General features: G+C 70.8%; 19 protein-coding genes and 1 pseudogene. 16 read left to right on the top strand and 4 right to left on the bottom strand.

The genetic code is table 11. From position 1 onward, the window contains the following. The first annotated feature begins 19 nt into the window (after positions 1-19). The 5 genes from ACWDBE_RS11690 to ACWDBE_RS11670 all read left to right on the top strand — a co-directional run bounded on the left by ACWDBE_RS11690 (position 20) and on the right by ACWDBE_RS11670 (position 3,995). Positions 20-1,831 carry a DNA polymerase gene (locus ACWDBE_RS11690; RefSeq protein ID WP_449807857.1) on the top strand — a complete coding sequence of 604 codons (1,812 nt, stop codon included), beginning with the start codon at positions 20-22 and terminating at the stop codon, positions 1,829-1,831. 239 nt (positions 1,832-2,070) lie between these two features. Continuing rightward, the gene (locus tag ACWDBE_RS11685) at positions 2,071-2,895 is read left to right on the top strand and encodes a sigma-70 family RNA polymerase sigma factor (RefSeq protein ID WP_449807856.1); all 825 of its coding nucleotides are present in this window, start codon (positions 2,071-2,073) and stop codon (positions 2,893-2,895) included. Next, a complete protein-coding gene (locus tag ACWDBE_RS11680) occupies positions 2,892-3,050 on the top strand; it encodes a hypothetical protein (protein ID WP_449807855.1) in 159 nt (52 codons plus the stop codon). Before ACWDBE_RS11685 ends, ACWDBE_RS11680 begins: the two co-directional genes overlap by 4 nt. 11 nt (positions 3,051-3,061) lie before the next feature. Beyond that, positions 3,062-3,319 carry a hypothetical protein gene (locus tag ACWDBE_RS11675; protein WP_449807854.1) on the top strand — a complete coding sequence of 86 codons (258 nt, stop codon included), beginning with the start codon at positions 3,062-3,064 and terminating at the stop codon, positions 3,317-3,319. 334 nt (positions 3,320-3,653) lie between these two features. Then, positions 3,654-3,995 carry a hypothetical protein gene (locus ACWDBE_RS11670; protein ID WP_449807853.1) on the top strand — a complete coding sequence of 114 codons (342 nt, stop codon included), beginning with the start codon at positions 3,654-3,656 and terminating at the stop codon, positions 3,993-3,995. A 141-nt stretch (positions 3,996-4,136) separates the two neighbouring features. On the opposite strand, the gene ACWDBE_RS11665 is transcribed toward ACWDBE_RS11670, so the two are convergent. Next, positions 4,137-5,210 carry a Scr1 family TA system antitoxin-like transcriptional regulator gene (locus ACWDBE_RS11665; protein WP_449807852.1) on the bottom strand — a complete coding sequence of 358 codons (1,074 nt, stop codon included), beginning with the start codon at positions 5,208-5,210 and terminating at the stop codon, positions 4,137-4,139. 177 nt (positions 5,211-5,387) lie between these two features. On the opposite strand from ACWDBE_RS11665, the gene ACWDBE_RS11660 reads away from it, so the two are divergent. The 6 genes from ACWDBE_RS11660 to ACWDBE_RS11635 all read left to right on the top strand — a co-directional run bounded on the left by ACWDBE_RS11660 (position 5,388) and on the right by ACWDBE_RS11635 (position 9,293). Then, the gene (locus ACWDBE_RS11660; RefSeq protein WP_449807851.1) at positions 5,388-5,651 is read left to right on the top strand and encodes a hypothetical protein; all 264 of its coding nucleotides are present in this window, start codon (positions 5,388-5,390) and stop codon (positions 5,649-5,651) included. A gap of 674 nt (positions 5,652-6,325) precedes the next feature. Next, positions 6,326-6,766 (top strand): NUDIX domain-containing protein, encoded by a 441-nt coding sequence (locus ACWDBE_RS11655; RefSeq protein ID WP_449807850.1) that lies wholly within the window; start codon positions 6,326-6,328, stop codon positions 6,764-6,766. Between the two features lie 3 nt (positions 6,767-6,769). Further along, on the top strand, positions 6,770-7,150 hold the full coding sequence (locus ACWDBE_RS11650) for a hypothetical protein (RefSeq protein ID WP_449807849.1): 381 nt from the start codon (positions 6,770-6,772) through the stop codon (positions 7,148-7,150). A gap of 13 nt (positions 7,151-7,163) precedes the next feature. Then, positions 7,164-8,270 (top strand): radical SAM protein, encoded by a 1,107-nt coding sequence (locus tag ACWDBE_RS11645; protein ID WP_449807848.1) that lies wholly within the window; start codon positions 7,164-7,166, stop codon positions 8,268-8,270. Beyond that, entirely contained in the window at positions 8,267-8,401 is a 135-nt protein-coding gene (locus tag ACWDBE_RS11640) for a hypothetical protein (RefSeq protein ID WP_359820620.1), read from the top strand. Before ACWDBE_RS11645 ends, ACWDBE_RS11640 begins: the two co-directional genes overlap by 4 nt. An 82-nt stretch (positions 8,402-8,483) precedes the next feature. Then, positions 8,484-9,293, top strand: a complete 810-nt coding sequence (locus tag ACWDBE_RS11635; RefSeq protein ID WP_449807847.1) for an aminoglycoside phosphotransferase — start codon at positions 8,484-8,486, stop codon at positions 9,291-9,293. Here ACWDBE_RS11635 and ACWDBE_RS11630 read toward each other — a convergent pair. Beyond that, entirely contained in the window at positions 9,290-9,589 is a 300-nt protein-coding gene (locus tag ACWDBE_RS11630) for a GntR family transcriptional regulator (protein ID WP_449807846.1), read from the bottom strand. The two genes, ACWDBE_RS11635 and ACWDBE_RS11630, sit on opposite strands and share 4 nt — an antisense overlap. Before the next feature lie 161 nt (positions 9,590-9,750). Here ACWDBE_RS11630 and ACWDBE_RS11625 point away from each other — a divergent pair, with 161 nt between their 5' ends. The 3 genes from ACWDBE_RS11625 to ACWDBE_RS11615 are packed head-to-tail and all read left to right on the top strand — an operon-like array spanning position 9,751 to position 11,137. Then, a complete protein-coding gene (locus ACWDBE_RS11625) occupies positions 9,751-10,209 on the top strand; it encodes a hypothetical protein (RefSeq protein ID WP_449807845.1) in 459 nt (152 codons plus the stop codon). Beyond that, positions 10,206-10,385, top strand: a complete 180-nt coding sequence (locus tag ACWDBE_RS11620) for a hypothetical protein (RefSeq protein WP_449807844.1) — start codon at positions 10,206-10,208, stop codon at positions 10,383-10,385. The genes ACWDBE_RS11625 and ACWDBE_RS11620 overlap by 4 nt, the downstream gene beginning before the upstream one ends. Positions 10,386-10,411: 26 nt before the next feature. Continuing rightward, positions 10,412-11,137, top strand: a complete 726-nt coding sequence (locus ACWDBE_RS11615) for a DsbA family oxidoreductase (RefSeq protein ID WP_449807976.1) — start codon at positions 10,412-10,414, stop codon at positions 11,135-11,137. Positions 11,138-11,236: 99 nt separating this feature from the next. Here ACWDBE_RS11615 and ACWDBE_RS11610 read toward each other — a convergent pair whose 3' ends face one another. Then, a complete protein-coding gene (locus ACWDBE_RS11610) occupies positions 11,237-13,480 on the bottom strand; it encodes a sigma-70 family RNA polymerase sigma factor (RefSeq protein ID WP_449807843.1) in 2,244 nt (747 codons plus the stop codon). Between the two features lie 338 nt (positions 13,481-13,818). After that, positions 13,819-14,709 carry a TetR/AcrR family transcriptional regulator gene (locus tag ACWDBE_RS11605; protein WP_449788093.1) on the bottom strand — a complete coding sequence of 297 codons (891 nt, stop codon included), beginning with the start codon at positions 14,707-14,709 and terminating at the stop codon, positions 13,819-13,821. Positions 14,710-15,232: 523 nt separating this feature from the next. Here ACWDBE_RS11605 and ACWDBE_RS11600 point away from each other — a divergent pair. Further along, positions 15,233-16,636, top strand: a complete 1,404-nt coding sequence (locus ACWDBE_RS11600; protein ID WP_449807975.1) for an NAD(P)/FAD-dependent oxidoreductase — start codon at positions 15,233-15,235, stop codon at positions 16,634-16,636. A gap of 170 nt (positions 16,637-16,806) precedes the next feature. Then, a pseudogene (locus tag ACWDBE_RS11595) lies at positions 16,807-18,099 on the top strand (SpoIIE family protein phosphatase); the annotation flags it as partial. Positions 18,100-18,588 lie beyond the last annotated feature (489 nt).

The following is an 18,588-nucleotide window of genomic DNA, read 5'->3' as shown; positions in this document are numbered from 1 at the left end:
AGTCTCGGGGGAGACTGTCATGGTCCACGTGCCGCAGGATGCGGACGACCTGGGCGCGTTCCTGGACTGGGTCCGGGAGGCGGACGCCCGCGGCCCGATCGGGCTGGACACCGAGACCACCGGCCTGGGGATCTATGGCGCCGACTTCCGTCTTCGCACCGTGCAGTTCGGGGACCGGTCCACGGCCTGGGTGATCCACTGGGAGCGCGGCGGGCTCTTTGCCGACGTCGCCCGTCGGGCGCTGGAGAACGTGGGCCGGTTCGTGATCCACAACGCCCCGTACGACTGGGCGGTGCTGGATCGGTGCGCAGGAATCAAGATCGAATCGCTGGCACCGCGCACCACCGACACCCGGATCAAGGCCGCGCTGATCGACCCGCGGCAGCCCCAGGAAGGCGGCCAGGGAACCGCGCTCAAGCCCTTGTGCGCGCTGTACGTCGACCCGTTGGCACCGGACACCCAGGCCGACCTTGCCCAGGTATTCCGCGCGTACGGGCTGACGAAGGCGGACGGCTTCGCGAAGATCGACCTGAACGACCCGACGTTCAATCTCTACGGCGGTCTTGACGCAGTCTTCGCGGCCCGGCTGGACCCGGTCCTGACGTTCGAACTGGGACGCCTGGGCGTCCGCGACGCGCTGACCGAGTACGAGCACGAGCTAGCACGGATCTGCACGATCATGCAGCGCCGCGGCATCATCCTGGACACCGAGTACATGAGGGAGTTGGACGCCGCGCTTGGCCGGGAGGTCGAAGAGCACGCGGCAGCCGCGGCCCGGTACGGCGTGGAGTCGGTCAACTCCACGCGGCAGATTGCCGAAGCACTAGCCGGCATGGGCGAGGAGCTGACGGAGCGGACGGCGACCGGCGCCGTCCGGGTGGACAAGGCCGTCCTTCTCGCCCTGGCCGACCGCGACATGCAGTGGAAGCGGATCGGCTCCCGGACGCCAAACCCGCTGGCCGAAGCGGTGCTTCACGCGAAGAGGGCCGGTAAGTGGCAGGTGTCCTACGCTCAAGGTCTGGTCGCTGACGTGGGGGCGGACGGCCGGTACCACGCCGGTATCAACACCTTGGCGGCCAGGACGGGCCGCATGGGGGTCTCCCGGGTCCACCAACTCCCGTCGTCCGACTTCGCGGTACGCCGCGGCTTCCTGGCCGACTCAGGTCATGTCATGGTGAGCACCGACTTCCAAGCCGTGGAGATGCGGATCTTGGCCAGTTTGGCGAGGGTCCGACGCATGGTCGACGGCTTCGTGAACGGTGGTGGGGACTTCGACATCCACATGCACACGGCCCAGTTGATCAAGGGACCGGACGCCACGAAGGACGATCGGAAACTCTACAAAGGCGCGGGCTTCGGGAAGGTGTACGGCGGCGGGATCACCACGCTGGCCAGGCAGAGCGGTGCCGGCGAGGAAGAGATCCGGCGGGCGGTCGCTGCGTACGACCGGCTGTACCCGGAGATCCGGCGGGCGTCCGCACGGTGGCAGCGGGAAGCCCGTGCCAACGGGATGGTGGCGATTTCCGCGACCGGGCGACGGCTTCCACTCGACCGCGACAGGGTTTACGCCGTCGTCAACTACCTTTGCCAAAGCGCTGGGAGGGACCTCCTGGGGCAGGCGATCCTGAACGCCGAGGAAGCCGGCCTTCTCGACACGATGCTCCTGCCGATCCATGACGAACTGCTCGCGTCGGTGCCCGCCAAGGAAGCGAAGGAGTACGCGCGGGCGTACGAGAAGTGCATGACCATGAGCCTGTACGGCGTGCCCATCGTGGCCGAAGCGGAGATCGGCGGACGGAGCTGGGGGTCTCTGTACGGCGCCGACTACTGATCCGGTCACGGCAAGGTCACGGCCGGGTCGTCGCCCTCCTCCTCAGGTACGAGCGGCGGCCCCGGCCGGTACGGCGCAGGTAGGAACCGGGGTGCCCGCCGATACCGGCCCGGCAACATCGCGTGACCCGGCCCGACCGGGCTCCTAGGTTCATTCGTGAAGGACCGACCGGCGGTGAGCTGCGGGAAGTCCTTGCGCTCTAGGGGGAGCGAAACCAGAGACGAGCCCAGGGGGATGCCGTGATCGACCTGACCGAACAGCAGATCCGCGACGCGCAGAACAACGACCTGGACGCCGTCACGGCGGTGGTGAAGGCCACCGAAGAGCGGGTCGTCCAGCTTGCCCGCCGGTACGCGTCGACCGGTGGCCGGGTCGATCCGGAACTGGTGGACGACCTTGCCCAGGTTGGCCGGATCGCCGTGTGGGAGGCGATCGGCAGGTTCAAGGGCAACACCGTCGCGGAGTTCTTCACTTTCATCGACCGCACCTTGTGCGGCGCCATGTCGGACGAGCGGAAGACGGAGACCCGCCAGGGCGTGAGCCGCGCCGCGGCGGCGGACTTCGAACGGGCGCTCAGCTTGGCCGGCGGAGACCCGTACGAGGCGGAGTTCCTGGCCACCACGGCCGAAGCGATGGGCGCCCGCCGGATGAGCGACGACGCGGCGTACGCGGCCCGCCTGTCGTACCAGGGGGTCCGGTACCTGGAAGCGCCCCTGACGACGACCGGCAACGTCTTCCCCGGCGAAGAGGCGGGCGGCGTGCGGACCATCGGGGAGTGGCTGGCCGATCGGCTGTCCGTCCCGGAAGAGCTGCTGGAGCCGTCCGACTTCGAGCGGGACCGCCGCGAGCAGACCAGGGAGAGCGTCCACGCCACCCTTGGCCGGATGGGCGAGCAGCAAGCACACGTGCTCCGGGCGCTCACCGGAATCGATCCGGTCGGATACTACGGCACCGAGAACGACGACGAGCTTGCCCGGGACATGGGCATCCCGCGGGCCCGGGTCTCCGTCGTCCGGAGCAAGGGCAAGGACCGGTTCCGCGTGCTGTGGGGGAAGGCTGCATGAGACTCCGGACCCAGGACGGAGGCAGCGTCGAACTCGTCCGGTACGGGCGGCGTGTCGAGATGCACCTTCGAGCCCCCGACGGACGGACCGTCGCCACCGTCGACATGAGCGCCGAAGCCGCCGTCGACCTGATCACCGAACTGCCCAACCCGTAGGAGAGGTACCCATGTTCAACATCACCCGCGAGACGAAGGCCACCCTGGTGTCCCAGGCAGGCGGCAAGGTCGTCGGCTGGTTCAACGACAAGGAAGCGCGCCACGTCTCGATCGCCGTCCCCGGGGACCGGGCCAAGCTGACCCCGACCGAAGCGCGGAGTCTGGCCGGCTGGCTGATCGACGCGGCCAAGGAAGTGGAGAAGGCGGAGACCGTGGAGCGGTCCATCCTGCGCACGGTCAGCACGGCGGAGCGCGTCTCCCGCTGGTGATCCACGGATTACGTAATCCGTGACTCGCCCCCTGCCTCGGCAGGGGGCATTTTGCGTTCCGGACTAAGCCAGTGTCGTGCACAGAACACTTACAGCTGACTTATGGTCAGAAAGTTCGTGGCGAGAGGAGTGCAACCTTCCGTAAAGTCGTGCGTCTTGTTTAGTAATGAAGTAGTGTCCGAAACGGCGTCAGGGGGGTCGCTGTCAAGCCTGTGAGCTGGGCTTTTATCGTGCCCGATTACCCGTCGCCAAGTGTCAGTCACAGGGTGTACTGTCGAGCAGTTGTTCGAACAGCATCCCGAGGAACCGAGCGATGGGGGTGGTCTAGCGCGTTATGACCAGGGGGAGTAGGGCGACAGTCGAGATCCGAACGGAGACGTTCGCGCGGGTAGACCGGCATCATCTGGCCTGGCGGCCGGCTGGGCTGGACTACCCGACCGAACTCGAATTCATCTACACCTACGACGAGCTAGTACGGGCGCTGTACGTCTACAGCGCCGCCGCCGCGCGCTTCCTGCCGACCGACAGGGGGCACTTCCGACTCGTGGCCCGGTCCGTGCGAACCGGCCATGTGCTCGGCATCCACGAGTGGCGCGTCTCCGACGAGACCGGCCGGTGGGTACCGACGGATGCCCCCTGGGTGCTCTGGGAGGGGAGCCAAGAACAGGCCGCCTGACCCGGCGACCGGAGAAGGGACACCCGCCATGCGATGTACGAGACCCCCAGCGCGGGGGTCGCAGTGACGGAGGGACCTATCACTGAAGACCCCGGAGCCATGGTGCTCCGGGGTCTTTTGCGTGCTTGGGCGGGCGGCGGATCAGACGTCGCCGAAGTCGCCGTTGCGCACCCCGGCGACGAAGGCCGACCACCCGGCGGGGCTGATCCCCAGCACGGGGCCGCTCTTGTCCTTGCTGTCCCGGACGGGCACGATGCCTTCGGCCTGGGCGGCCATGGCTACCTCGATGCAGTCACCCCCGTTGCCCTGACTGAACGAACTCTTCTTCCACTCGCGGCGGCGCCAGTCGACCGTCAGGCTCGGCGTGGTCGTCACGTTCACTAGCTCCCTTGCTGCACGGCGAATCCGGTTGGCGCTGTCGGTCCAGTTCAGCGCCGCCCCCCGAAGCCGATCATAGGCCTGAGAGCGGCGTTCAACGATTCCTGGGTCGGTTACAAAATGTCCGCCGTCGCGGCTTTCTGCGTAGCTCCACGTCTCGCCGTTGGGCAGGCTCAGCAAGTGGAAGCTACCCGCACCGGTCTTCTCGCCAAGCTCCCGTTGCGCGATGTGCACGTGGATGTTCGGGTGATGCTCCGGCAGACTCAGCAGGTACTCCAGTTGCTCGCGCATGACCAGCGGCCCGCCTACGTGCTGCCAGATGACTGCCTCATCCACTATGGCCACAAGCTCCGGCCCGCCGGCTGCAAGGAACCGAGTGCGGCGACGAAGTCGGGCAGCTACCTTGCGTTCGATCTCGTCTTCGTCTGCGTCGGGTTGGAGCACGTAGCGAAACAGTGCGCGAGCGTAGGGCGCTGTCTGGAGAAGGCCCGGAACTCGCTCGGTCTGAAGCTGCCGGATGCGCACCGCTTCTTGCTCCCGCGCGACAAGCGATCGAAACCACTCGGGGTGATCGATTGTCGTCCAGTCGACCCGGTTCCAGGTGTCCGTGAACCGTCCGTTGGCCCTGAGTGCCTTGTCGCATGCTTCTGCAAACTGTAGTGCGGGTGCCCGGTCAAGGGCTTCAACTCTGGTGACGTAGCTGGGGTGGTAGCCGACTTCGCGAGCAAGTTCGGCACACGAGTTGAACCCGGCCCTCACTCGGTGGTCCCGCAACAGCCACGCCCAGATGCTCGGCGTGATCTCGATCTCTTGAGGTCGAACCTTGCGTCCGCGCACCTGAACTCCCTTTTCGTGCCACTTGGGTTGGCTCGAAGACAGGTATACCCAACCAGCTACCACGTGTCGTTATCTGGTCACAGAGCAACCCGCTAGCCCCCGACGCCCTACTTGGGCCGTTCGGTTACCCCGCACTACTACGAAGAGGTCAACTCCGCAGGCAGAAAGGTGCGTCGAATGAGTGAGTCGCCGAAGCTCCCCGACCCGGAGCCCGACCCGGACCACTGTCCGAGGGACGGCGAGGTGCTGACCGTCACCCGACCGGAGCAGAACGCCGGCCCGCCGGACCAGGACGGCTTGGATGAGTGGATGTGCCCCCGGGGGCACTTCGGGTACTTCCTCCCGGCGGAACACCTCCTGAAGCACCCGTACGACGACCGGATTCAGGTCTGCGGCACGAAGCGCCGTACCGACCCGGCCGCCGTCTCGGTCGTCGCCTGAGAGCACCGTCGACCACGCCCAGGTGACCCCCGGCATCTGAACGAAGCCCCTTCAGACCCCCGTCCCGAGCGCGCTGTCATGGCTGGCTCCGAATTCGGGACGGGTTCCAACTCCCGCACCCCGCCCGGGGGCTGAGAACCGGGCCGGAAAGGTCGGATGCGGGAACCGTGGTCTCGTCCGTCCGTGCACCACAACTCCCGGACGGGCGGGCGGGACCGCCACCTGAAGACCCCGTCCTGGGGCTGGCACTCTTCCGTGTTCAGCCACCTCAGGACGGGCAGCACCGACACACGGAGTTGGCCGTTCGCCGTGGTCGGGCGCCCCCGGAACGCGTGGCGAACCGGCTTGGCGCTGCTGAAAGCCCCTTGCCCGACTGTCCGATACCTCCCGGGCAAGGGGCACCCCTCGAACTCCCGGCAAGAGGTCCGTTGATGGTCCGGACCCTGCCGGGCGCGCACCGGGCCTCGGAACCAGGTGCGCACGCCGATCCCCTCTGGCCGGCTGTTCTGACTCAGCACCTGGACAGGGGGGATCGGCTCTCAGACCCCCGCCCCGACTCACGACCGTCCAAGGGTGCCGAGTCGGGGCGGGCCCACCGGATCAGGACGGGAACTCCCTTGACGCAGACGGAAAGTCGGCAGCCGGCACGCTGGCTCAGGGCCGAAACGCTGATCATGAACGGGTATGAACGGCTGCTCATGACGGTGCCCAAGGACCACCCCGGTCTGTTGCTGCCCGGGGTCTACGTCCGCCAGGGCGAGCAGGTGGCGGACGCCGCGGTGCGCGGACTCGCCGAACAGACCGGTCTGCGCCGGGAGATCACCCATCACCTGGGCGTCGACCAGCACCCGGCCAACCCGGCGACCGGCGACCCCGAAGGGCTGACGATCGTCTGCGACGGCGGCGACGCCTCCCTGTTGGAGATGAAGCTGCTGGCCGAACAGGGCGTGCCCGTCGGCGCCTTCCGCGAGATCAGCGGGCACCGATGGGTGGGCCTGGGCGAAGTTGCCGACCTTGCCGACCCCTACGTGGTGACGCGCGTCCGGGTCTCCCTGGGCATCCTGAACGAGGGGCTGAAGCAACCCCTTCTGTACATCGGCCAGCCCGCCGGCTGACCCATGGCAGCGAAGAAGCGGCCCGGTGAACTGAGGTTCCTGGACGCCCTTCACACGGGCGGGAATGCTGTCACGTGCCAGTGCCCCCAGCCGGAGAAGTGCGTGCTTCGGCTCCAACTCCCGCCGCCCCGAGGATCGTTCCTTGACGGGCAGCTTCGCCGGTGGATGGTCGTCGGTCGGAGTCAGGTTGCCGACCCCGTTACCGGGGCGATCCGGAACACGACCATCGTGATCCAGCGGGTCACCGCCGGCGAACCGGTGGAGAGGACGTTCACCTGCGCGGGCCCGGTGAAGGTGGAGAACCGCTACGACAGCCGCCGGCTCCACCGCCCGCCGACCCGAGTCCGGATATCCGACAGCTTCGACGTCCGCCAGACGTCGTGAAATGGAGGGGACCATGTACCAGTTGATCGCCGCCCCGTTCCTGGGCAAGTTCGTCGTGCTGAAACCGGGCCGTCTCGAAGGCATCACGCTCCCCGAACGGCGCTTCCGGGAGCTGGAGCGCGGCGGCGCCGTTCCGGCCTGGCTGGTCGACGCTGCTGACCGTCGGTGGGGCATCTCGCTGCCGGACCGGCCGGTCGGCGAACTCGTTCTCGTCCGTCGACCGTCCGTCTTCGGGCACGGTCGGGCGAGTTGGGAGATCAACAAGGGGTGCGACTTCGGCTGTGATCACTGCTTCCTGGGTGATCGCCCCTTCGCCGGCTTGGACGAGTCGGGCAAGCAGGCGCTGCTGCGGACCATGAGGGACGCGGGTGTTCTCTGGCTCCAGATGACGGGCGGCGAACCCCTGATCGACCGCGACTTCGCCAGTTCCGCCCAGCTTGCGCACGACCTGGGAATGATGATCGAAGTCCAGACGAACGGTTCGCGTCTCGCACGGCCGGAGATCCTGTCCGCGCTGGCGTCCGCCAGGCCGTACCGGGTGGCGGTCTCCCTGTACGGCGCCACACCCGAGACGTACGACGCGTTCACGCACAGCCGCGGGGCGTACAAGCGCGTCACGGCGGGTCTTCGGGCTGCGGTCGACGCCGGGATTCCCGTCCGCTTGACGTTGATCATCACGGCCCAGACGGCACCCGAACAGGCCCAGATGCGCGACATGGCTGACACACTCGGAGTGCCGTACACCGAGTACACCCACATGTCGCCCACGATCTACGGCGGGGGTGCGCCGCTGAAGTCCCAGAGCCCGGCGCACCTGAAGCTGCCCGGCAGGTTCGAAGGCTGCAACGCCGGACACACGTTCTTCCACGTCGACCCGCACGGAAAGGCGTCGATCTGCAAGGTCGGCCGGGACGAGCAGATCGACTTGACCCAGGGCGTCCATGCCCTGTCCCGCCTCGGCGAAATCGCCGATGGCCTCATGCTTCGCACCGGTGGGTGCTCCGGCTGTCAGCTCTCCGAGTCCTGCTCGGTGTGTCGGCCGCTGGCCAAGCGCTACCAGGAGGCGAAGGCACCACTCAAGAACTACTGCCAACACGGACAGAAGGAGAGTGCAGCATGACCGCTGTCATGGTCGAGTTGAGCCCGACCCGCACCGAGGAGGGGGACGAGGAGCTGTCGTTCTTCGACGACGCGGAGTCCTTCGGCGCCGCCGCGCTGCCGGGGTGCGGCGACGACAACCCGTACGTGTAACCCGGCACTAGCGTGACTGCTCCGGACGGGATTTCCCTCTTTTGAGGGGCCCGTCCGGGGCTCGTCCCGATCAAGCGAACGGATGAATGTGTCCAACCGTCGAATCCCGTACGCGGAGCTGTCTCCCGACGTCCGGGCCGCAATCGAAGCGCGCACCGGCCCCGCGCTGAAAACCGAGTCGGCAAGCGAAGGGCTCAACAGCGAGATCGCCGTCCGGCTCGTCTCGCAAACCGGTGAGTACTACGTGAAGGGGCGCCGGTCCGACCACCGCTGGGCGTGGACCCAGCGACGCGAAGCCGAAGTGAATCCCTACGTCCACGGGATCGCTCCCGCCCTGGTCGCCCGGGTCGAAGCCGGCGGCTGGGATCTGCTGATCTTCGAAGCGGTCGACGGCCACCACGCCGACTACCGGCCCGGCTCACCCGATCTTCCGAAGGTCGTTGACGTGCTCCGCCGGCTGGGACGGCTTCCCTGCCCTCCGATCGAGCTGCGGCACGCGGAACAGCGTCTAGAGAGGTACGTCGACCGCCCCGAAGACCGCGCCCACTTCACCGGGGACGCGCTGCTCCATACCGACTGGAACAACACCAACGTTCTGGTGGCTGGTGACCGTGCGCTCGTCGTTGACTGGGGTTGGGCCACGAAGGGCGCTCCGTGGCTGGACGCCGGTTACTGGGTGCTCTGGCTGACCGCATTCGGCCACGAGCCCGCATCCGCGGAACAGTGGGCCGCCCAGGTCCCGGCTTGGGCGAAAGCCCCCGCCGAAGGGGTCGACGCGTTCGCCGTCGCCAACGCCCGCATGTGGGACGAGATCGGCGGCCTGAACCCGGACCCCTGGACGGCCCGCATGGTCGACGCTGCCCGACGGTGGCGGGACTACCGGCAGGCCTAGCCGCTTGCCCCGTCCGGGTCCGCCTGGGCGGGGCTATCCCCTACCCGATGCCGCTGGTCCGCAGGTACCACGGCTGATCCCTTGCCCCAGCGCGTGGTGATCAGTCCCCGTTCGCGGAGTAGTTCGAGCGTGCGGCGGATGGTCATCCGGGCCATCTCGAAGCGGGCGCACAGTTCCGCTTCGGACGGGAACGGGCGCTCGTCGTACAACCCCTCTCCGATCTCGCGACTCAGCACGTCGGCCGCCACCAGATACGGCGGAATGCGACGCGGACGCTTCTCGGGGCTTTCGGACATGGCAGCAGCGTAGACAACCGTCGAAACTCGAACCACTTAGACGAGTGGACGTGTAGACAACTTAGACAGGTGGAGATACCTTCGAATCTCAACCAAATACGAAACCCCGGCGTCGGCGGCAACCGACCCGGGGCATGACCGAAGCCTCGGGAGGCTCCGACATGACTCAGCTTATCGTCCTGGCTGCACTCTGGGTGCTGCGCTTGCTACTGCCGGCGCACGGAGAGCACCGCCGCAAGTCCCTGGTGATCTGTGGCCCTGGAGTGTTCCAGCTGGTGGTGCCGCGGCGCGTCATCTGCGCCCCGACCCGCCCCGTCTCGTTGCTCGATCTGCGTGAGACCGTGCAGCGCTGCCCCGGCCCTCTCGTCCGCCCGCACCTGATCGCCTGGGAGCGCATGACCCCCGCGCAGCAGGAAGTCATTCAGCAGCGTCACGCAGACGACATGGCGCGACGCTGGGAAGCCATCGTGGTGGCTGAACTCGCACGGGACGCAAGCGACCAGCGGCGCCGCCGTGCCGCACTGTTCGCCGCGGCTCTCGACCTGCCCGACCCCATGCACTGGCTGGACAGCATCACGACCGGTGTCCCTCACACCCTCGCCGGGGCGGTGGCCCGATGACCGACACTGCCCACCAGGAAGAGCCCGCGGAGCCCCGTGTCACCCGCATCTGCGCCCGGTGTTCCAACACCCGCCGCGTGACCGCTGTCGGCTACGTGGAGCAGCCGACCGGCGCCGGGTGGACCGTCTGGGGCTGTGACGACTGTGCCCCGGCGCTGCGAAAGCTGATCGGCTAGAACCACCCTGCCCCGTCTAGGACTGCCTGGGCGGGGCACTCTTCGACCCACAAGATATTGCTTGCTTCCACCAGGGGTGTCCCTGGTGCTACATCGGCAAGCGCCGTTTCGAGCAGGCCCTGGCGGACTTCCCGGGCCGGGAGCAGGTCGAGGTCGTCTACCGTCCGTACCAGCTGGTCCCGGACGCCCCCGAAACCGCGAGCCCGCACCGCGCCTGGCTGGCCGAGCGCTACGGCCCGCAGTCGGTGGCGATGGACGCGCGGGTGGCCGAGCTGGGCCTCGCCGAGGGCATCACGTACGACTTCGACGCCGCGCTGCACGCCAACACCTTCCTGGGCCACCGCCTGCTGCACCTCGCCGAGGTCGAGTACGGACCGGCCGTCCAGGGCCGGCTGAAGGAGGCGCTGCTGAAGGCGCACTTCACCGACGGCGTCGACGTCGGTGACCGCGCCGCGCTGACCGACGTCGCCGTCTCGGCCGGCCTGGACCGCGACCGGGTGGCCGCCTACCTGGCGGGCGACGAGGGCACCGCCGAGGTCGACGCCCAGCTGGCCGAGGGCCGGGAGCTGGGCATCAGCGCCGTGCCGACCTTCGTCTTCGAGGGCAAGTGGGCCGTCCAGGGCGGCCAGGACGCGGCGACCTTCCGCAAGGTGCTGGAGCAGGTCGCCACCGAGATCGGCGAGCGCCGCCCCGCCCCGGTGCAGGTCGCCCCGGCCGGGGAGGCCTGCGCGGACGGCTCCTGCGCCATCTGACGGTCAAGGCCACCCGACGGTCACCGTCGGCCCGAGGCCCGTTCCAGGACGCCCTGGAGCGGGCCCCGGGTCATGACCGCCCGGACCGCGTCCGGGCGGTCACGAGCACCGGAAGCGGGCCTGGGCCCAGTCCGCGACGTTCAGCGCCGACCAGATCCCGTTCACCGGCGTGACCGTCAGCTTGATCGACTTCTGCCCGGCCAGCGGCACGTGTACCGGCACCGCGTCGTCGCCGACGGCCAGCGCGCGGGAGCGCCACAGGGTGCTGCCGTCGGAACCCTGGACGGTGAAGACGACCCGGCCCGGCGAGAGCGTCGCGTCGTCCACCCCGGCCACCGCGTCGAAGGACGTGCAGGTGCGGTTGAGGTCGATCACCGTGCTCGCCGGGGCGTGCACGGTGATCGCGTGCGGGTGGTGGGCGCCGCCGATCCAGCCGCCGTCACGCTGCCAGAAGTTGTCGCTGCCCTTCTGCCGGATGCTCGGCTCGGAGGGTGGCACCCGGTTGTTGCCGGGCTTCAGTACGGGCAGCGAGTCGCCCCAGAAGTCGCTGAGCACCGGCGGCACCGGCGGGCTGACGGTCGGGGTCGGCAGCGGCGGCAGGGTCGGCGTCGGGATGACCGGCACGTCGGGCGTGGGCAGCGGCGGCAGGGTCGGCACGGTGACGACCGGGGGGGTGAAGCTCGGCGTCGGCGGTTTCGGGCCGCCGGGTGCGGGCGTTCCGGGCTGCGGGGCCTGGTCGGTGGCGGCCGGCGGAACCGGCGTGGACTTGGTGGTGGGCTTGGCCGCGGGGCTCGCCGCGGGCTCTTCCGGGGCCGCGGCGGCGGTGGACGCCGGGGCCGGAGCCGCCGTGGGCGCGGGCGCGGGCGAGGCCGCGGGCGCCCCGGGTGCGGCCGCGGCCGGCGCGCTGGGGGCCGGGGGAGCGGCCGCCGGGGGCTTCGGTTCGGGCGAGCCGGTGAACGCGTACGCGGCGACGGCGGCCGCGGCCACCGCGATGGCGGCGACGATCCCGGCCTTGGCCGCGGTGCCCAGGCCCTCGCCGACCGCGGTGGCACCGGCCCCGCCGGAGGCCGCCCCGGTCGAGCCGGCGGCGGCCGCACCGGCCGCCGCCCCCGAGGACCCGGAGGCCGCGGCGGCCGTCCCGGCCGCTGCCGCACCGCCGACGGCGGCGGCACCGCCCACGGCGGCCGCGGCGGCGCCGAACCCGCCGACGCCGATCCAGACGAGCACCCCGCCGGGCAGCAGGGCGCGCAGCCCGGTGTTGATCTCGGTCAGTTCGAGGCAGGCCGCCGTGCAGCGGTCGCACTCCTGGAGGTGCCGGCCGACCTCCGCCGAGGCCCGCTTGCGCAGCGAGCCGCGCGCGTACGCCCCGAGCCGGTTGGCGTACGCCTCGCATGCCCGGTCCTGGCTGCCCGAGACGTGCGCCTGGAGGAACGCGGCGGCGAGCCGGTCCCGGGCCCGGTGGGCCTGGACGGCGGTGGCGTTGGCGGTCTTGCCGAGCATCACCGCGACGGTCTTGGGGGATTCCCGCTCGACCTCGGTGTGCCAGAGCACCACCCGGTCGTCCTCGGGCAGTTCGGCGTAGGCCTGCATGACCATCCGCTGGTCGGCCATCGCCATCGCCCAGGCGTCGGCGCCCGGGTCGGCGAGGTCGACGTCGACCACGGCGGCCGAGGTCTGCGCGAACACGGCGAAGTCGTCGACGAGTTGCTCGCGCCGCTCGCTGCGGTGCCAGGCGGCGGCGACGTTGCGCACGGCGGTCAGCAGGTACGCGCGGACGGCGAACTCGGGGCCCTTGCCCGCCCGCAGCGCCTGCAGGGTGCGGGCGAACACCTCGCCCGCGAGGTCCTCGGCGGTGAAGCTGTCCCGGCAGCAGGTGCGCGCGTAGCGGCGCACCGAGTCGGCGTGCCGGCGGTAGATCTCCTCGTACGCGGCGTCGTCGCCGGCCCGCACCCGGGCGGTCAACTCGGCGTCGGAGGCGGGGCGCTCGCCGTCCACCGGATCGGCGGGGGCGGGCACGGTCGGCCGGGCGGTCCGGCCGTCGCCGGTGAACGGTTCCCCGACGAACGCCTCGGGGGAGACACCGCCGCGGCCCGCCGGGGCCTGCCCGGGCACCCGGCCCGGGGGCAGCGCGGCGGCGGAGGCGGAGAGCGTCTCGCGGCTGGGCATCCCGGCCTGGTCGGGGACGTGTCCGGCGGCCGCACCCGGTGCGGAGCCCGGCACTTGGGCCGCCCCGCCGGCCTTGCCGAGACTGCAGGGGCCCGTGACGGACCCCTCGGCGCCGTCGCCGGAGAGGCCTCCGAAGTCGAGACCGTACCCGTAGTCGTTCTGTTCCTCGGCGCTCACAACGGACCCCAGATTCCACGACAGCCCCCGTAGCGTGGCAGGGCGCGCGGGCGTGCGCGGGCGCACGGCTCCCCGGCGTACGGCGCCGACGGCGCGCGAACGGCGCGCATCGGGACATTGGCTCCAACCACGGGCAAAGGATGGCATAGCGCAGGGGCGGGCGGTAGCCGGAGCGACCGCCTTCCACCCCTCCGAGGGGCCGTCGCGGGAGTGTTCGCCCAGCGTGCGGCGGTGGGGTGTGCGACTCCCACACCCGGCGCGCGCACCCGGGCCGCGCGCCGGTCCTTCCTCCAACTCCCCTGCCCGCCGGGCGTGGCGGACCGGCCGACCGGCGGGCGTCAGCGCTCCCGCAGGCCGTCCAGCAGTATCTGCAGCAGCCGGTCCGAGGGCCCGGCCGCCGGTTGACCGTCCGTCTGCGAAGAAATCGGCGAGAAACCGCCGGCGGCCGGCGCGGAGAGCGACGGACGGACCGCGTGCACCGGCACCGAGGCGGTCAGCACCAGCACCACGTCCGACACCGTGACGCCCGGCCGCAGTTCGCCCGCGGCACCGGCCCGCGCCACCAGGGCGGCCAGCAGTTGGAGGAGCAGCCGGGGGTCGGCGTCGGCCGCCGACGGCTCGACCACCCCGCCGGAGCGGGCCTCCTCGCCCCGCAGGTCGAAGCGGACCGCCGCGGGCTGCTCCGCCGTCCGCTGCTCGGGCACCCGGCCCAGCTCCTCCGCGTAACGGAACGCCTCCGGCGGCAGCAGCCGCCCGGCACCGCTGCTCACCGCGCGGGCCAGGTAGCCTGCCAGCGCGTCCCAGGCGCCGTCACCGCCGTACAGCGACTCCCGCGCCTGCGCGGTCAGCCACGCCACCTCCTCGGCGGCGATCCGCTGGACCAGCACCTCCTTGCTCGGGAAGCGCCGGTAGACGGTGCCGACCCCGACCCCGGCCCGGCGCGCGACCTCCTCCATCGGCGCGCCGTAGCCGAACTCGCCGAACACCTCGCGGGCCGCCCGCAGCACGCTCTCCAGGTTCCGCCGGGCGTCCACCCGCAGCCTGGCCCCGGGCACCGCCGCGGCGGCCGCCGCCGGCTCGGCCCGGTACGGGACGGCCGCCTGGACCATGCCGACCTGCGCGAGCCCGCTCTGCGACGGCAGCTCCACCGGGCCGCGTTGCTCGGGGACCACGCCCGGCCCGGCCTGCGGTGCGACCGCCCGCCCCAACACCTGCTCCTGATCCATCATCCCAACTCTCCCCCGCAGGCGTCCGAAACCGGACCCTGTCGTCGCCCGCCCCTGCACCCCCCGGTGCAGCTCAGCCCGTCAGAAATGACCCGATGACCCATTGCTCGTGCCGCCCGTCCCGATCCGGTGACCACGGTTCGTGCCGCCGTGCCGGGTCCACGTCCGGCTCGGCGCGTCGGCACCGTCCGGGGCCCTGTCCGGGAACTACCCTTCCCCGGATGACCGGCCCCCAGTCGGGTTTACACGCCAACGCTGGAACTGGCCGTAGTGGCCGCTCCACGGTGCGTCGCCGCCGATTGTCATGGCGACGGCCGCCCCGGTACACAATCCGACCATAGTTCACCAGTCTCCGAGGCCGAAAGTGCGTCAGAAAGTCGCCCAGTAGGCACAACTGGCCACGGTGGTCACTCGTGTCGCAACCCGCCCCGTACGGACTGTGGACAAGACCGCCTCCGCCGGTCCTTCATAGGGGCGTGATGGGGGGACACACCCGGCCGCGGGGCGGCCGGGGACGAAACGTCGCATCGGCAGGAGGCGCACCATCAGGATCCTGATCGCCGGCGGCGGCTGCGCCGGAACGGCCGCCGCCCTCCACCTCCAGCGCGCCCTGCGGGAACGGCTGCGGCGCGGCGAGGTGGAGATCACCGTCGTCGAGCCCCAGGCCTACTTCACCTACCACCCGCTGCTGGCCGAGGTGGCGGCCGGCTCGATCGACCCGAGACACGTGGTCGTGCCGCTGCGCCGGGTCCTGCCGGACTGCCGGGTGCTCACCGCCCGGATCACCCGGATCGAACACGCAGCCCGGCGCGCCCTGGCCGACGCCGTCGGCCCCGGCGAACCCCCCGCCCCGGTCGAACTGCCCTACGACATCCTCGTGGTGGCCCCCGGCTCGGTCTCCCGCACGGCTCCGGCGCCCGGACTCGCCGAACACGGCCTCGGCTTCTCCACCGTCGGCGAGGCGGTGGGCCTGCGCAACCACGTCCTGGAGCAGCTCGACCTGGCCTCCGCCACCCGCGACCCGGCGCTGCGCCAGTCCGCGCTCACCTTCGTCTTCGTCGGCGCCGGCTACGCGGGTGTCGGCGCGCTCGCCGAGCTGGAGGACATGGCCCGAACCGCCGTGCGCGGCTACCACAACGTCGGCGCCGAGGACCTGCGCTGGGTCCTGGTCGAGGCGACCGGCCGGATCCTCGCCGGGGAGTCGCCCGAACTCGCCGAACACACCCTGGGCGAACTGCGCGAGCGGGGCGTCGACATCCGGCTGCGCACCACCCTGGAGTCCGCCGCCGACCGGGTCGTGGCGCTCTCCGACGGCAGCCGCTTCGGCGCCCGCACCCTGGTCTGGACGGCGGGCGTTCGGCCGTCCCCGCTGTTGCGCGAGACCGACCTGCCGCTGGACACCCTCGGCCGGGTGCGGTGCCTGGCGACCCTGCAGGCCGTCGGACCGGACGGACGCGCCCTGCCCGGGGTCTGGGCGGCCGGCGACTGCGCCGCCGTACCCGACCCGAACGCGGACGGCGCCCCCTGCGCCCCCAACGCCCAGCACGCGTTCGCCCAAGCCGAGTTGCTCGCCCGCAACGTCGTGGTGGCGCTGGACGGCGGGCCGCACGACCCCCGCCTGGCCGACTACCGGCCGGGCCCCGCCGCCTGCTCGACCTCGCTCGGCCCGCGCCGGGCCGTCGCGCACACCCGGCGGGGCGGCACGCTCACCGGCCGCCGGGCCTGGTGGCTGCACCGGGCCCGGCACCTGAGGCGGCTGCCGAGCGCCGAACGCCGGGTGCGGGTGCTGATGGACTGGGTACTCGGCGGGGTGTTCTCCCGCGAGGTGGTCTCGCTGGGAGCGACGGAGCACCCGCGTTCGGCCTTCGAGGGAGGGTTCGGCCCGAAGTCCGGGCGGCGGTCCGACGCCGGCCCGGATGCTCCCCGGTGAACGCGCCCGCCGACCCGGCCGGGCAGTCGTCCGGACGGCCACGCCGGGCGTGCGACTTCCGGAACCGGGCCTCCGCCTGACAGGATCAGCCCGACCTGGTCATTACCCCTTGTGGTGCTGCGCACACAAAAAGTGATGATATGCCTGGAAAACGAGGAAGCGGCCGTCGTTTGAACCTCATGCGCTGGAGCGCCCGGCTCGCCGGAGTCCCCTGGCGTGCCCTCCCGCCCACCGGGACCGGCACCGAGGACGGTGCGCCCTGCCCCGACGGCGTCGTCGTGCCCAGCCCTCGAGACCCGACCGGTCCCGCCGCCACCGCCGAGCTCCTCGACCCGCACAAGCCGCAGAACCTGCGCGAGGTCCTCAACCGCATCCCCGCCCCGGTCGCCGTCACCTACGGCCCGCTCCACCAGCTCGGCTACGCCAACCGCGCGTACCGCGAACTCTTCGGCGAACGCCCCACCGGCCTGCCGGCGGCGGAGGCGCTCCCCGAACTCGCCACCATGGGCGTCCTGCCCCTGATGGACCAGGTCATCCGGGGCGGCCGCCCGCGCAGCGTCAAGGCCCGCTGCATCCTCGGCCTCACCGGCAACCGCTACTACAACGTCTCCTGCGTCCCGCTCGGCGCCGGGGAGAACGGCGACACCCCCGTGGAGGGGCAACCCGCCGGAGTGCTGATCTTCGCCGCCGAGGTCACCGACCAGGTCCTCGCCGCCGCCCGCCTGCGCGAAGCCGAACGCCGCCAGCGCGAGGCCGCCGTCACCCTCCAGCGCAGCCTGCTCCCGCAGAAGCTCGACCAGCCGGCCGGCCTGCGGGTCGCCGCCACCTACCAACCGGGCGGCGCCGAGGCCGCGGTCGGCGGCGACTGGTACGACGTCATCGCCATCGACGGCGGGCGCACGGCCCTCGTCATCGGCGACGTCATGGGCCGCGGCCTGCGCGCCGCCGCCGTCATGGGCCAGCTGCGCACCGCCGTCCGCGCCTACGCCCGCCTCGACCTGCCCCCGCACGAGGTGATGCGCCTGCTCGACGGGCTCGCCATGGAGATCGACGCCAACCAGATCGCCACCTGCACCTACGCCGTCTGGGACCCGCAGCGCCGCACCCTCTCCTACGCCTCCGCCGGACACCTGCCCGTCCTGCTGCGCTGCCCCGACGGCACCATCCTGCGCAGCGAGGAACAGAACGGCCCGCCGCTCGGCACCGGCGGCGGCCTGCACGTCTCCCACACCCTGCGCCTGCTCCCCGGCACGACCGGCGTCCTCTATACCGACGGACTGGTCGAACGCCGCGACCAGGACATCGACGAGGGCCTCGATCTCCTGGCCCGCACCCTGACCGGTGCGATCGGCGCCCCCGAGGTGGTCTGCGCCAGGCTGCTGCGGGCGATGGGCGTGACCTCCGAGCACGACGACGACGTCGCCGTCCTGGCCTTCCAGCTGCCGGCGGAAGAGAGAGCCGGAAATCCGCTTGCGCCACTTGACCCGGAGAGTCCAGAGGTCTAGTGTTCTTCGAGCTGCCTGGCAGGGAGCACCGGACACGCATCGGCGCGGACGGTCCCGGGGCGGCCAATCCTCTGAAACGCCACTTCCCAGGTTCGGGCTGGGTCGCGTCGACATTTCCTCGTCGCGGCTGAGCGCTTATTTGGCGTGCTCGTTTTATCGGGTTGCGGTCGGATTCGCTTTTCGGAGCGGAGATCGGCTAGAGTTTGAAACGTCGGACAGGGCGTCAAGCCCCGGAAGACACCGGCGAGTTGGATGACGAAGCCCCGGAAACGGAGCGGAAAACATCTGATAAGCTGGAAACACGAAAGAACGAAGCCCGGAGGGCCCGCTGGAAGGCGGTCCGAAGGAAGCGTCCGTTCCTTGAGAACTCAACAGCGTGCCAAAAGTCAACGCCAGATATGTTGACATCCCCGGCCTCAGGTTTCCTGGGGTTGGAGATTCCTTTTG

This window comes from Kitasatospora sp. NPDC001132 (assembly GCF_053598415.1).
The sequence above is the reverse complement of the archived record's forward strand: the minus strand, read 5'-3'. Positions and strand labels throughout refer to the sequence as shown.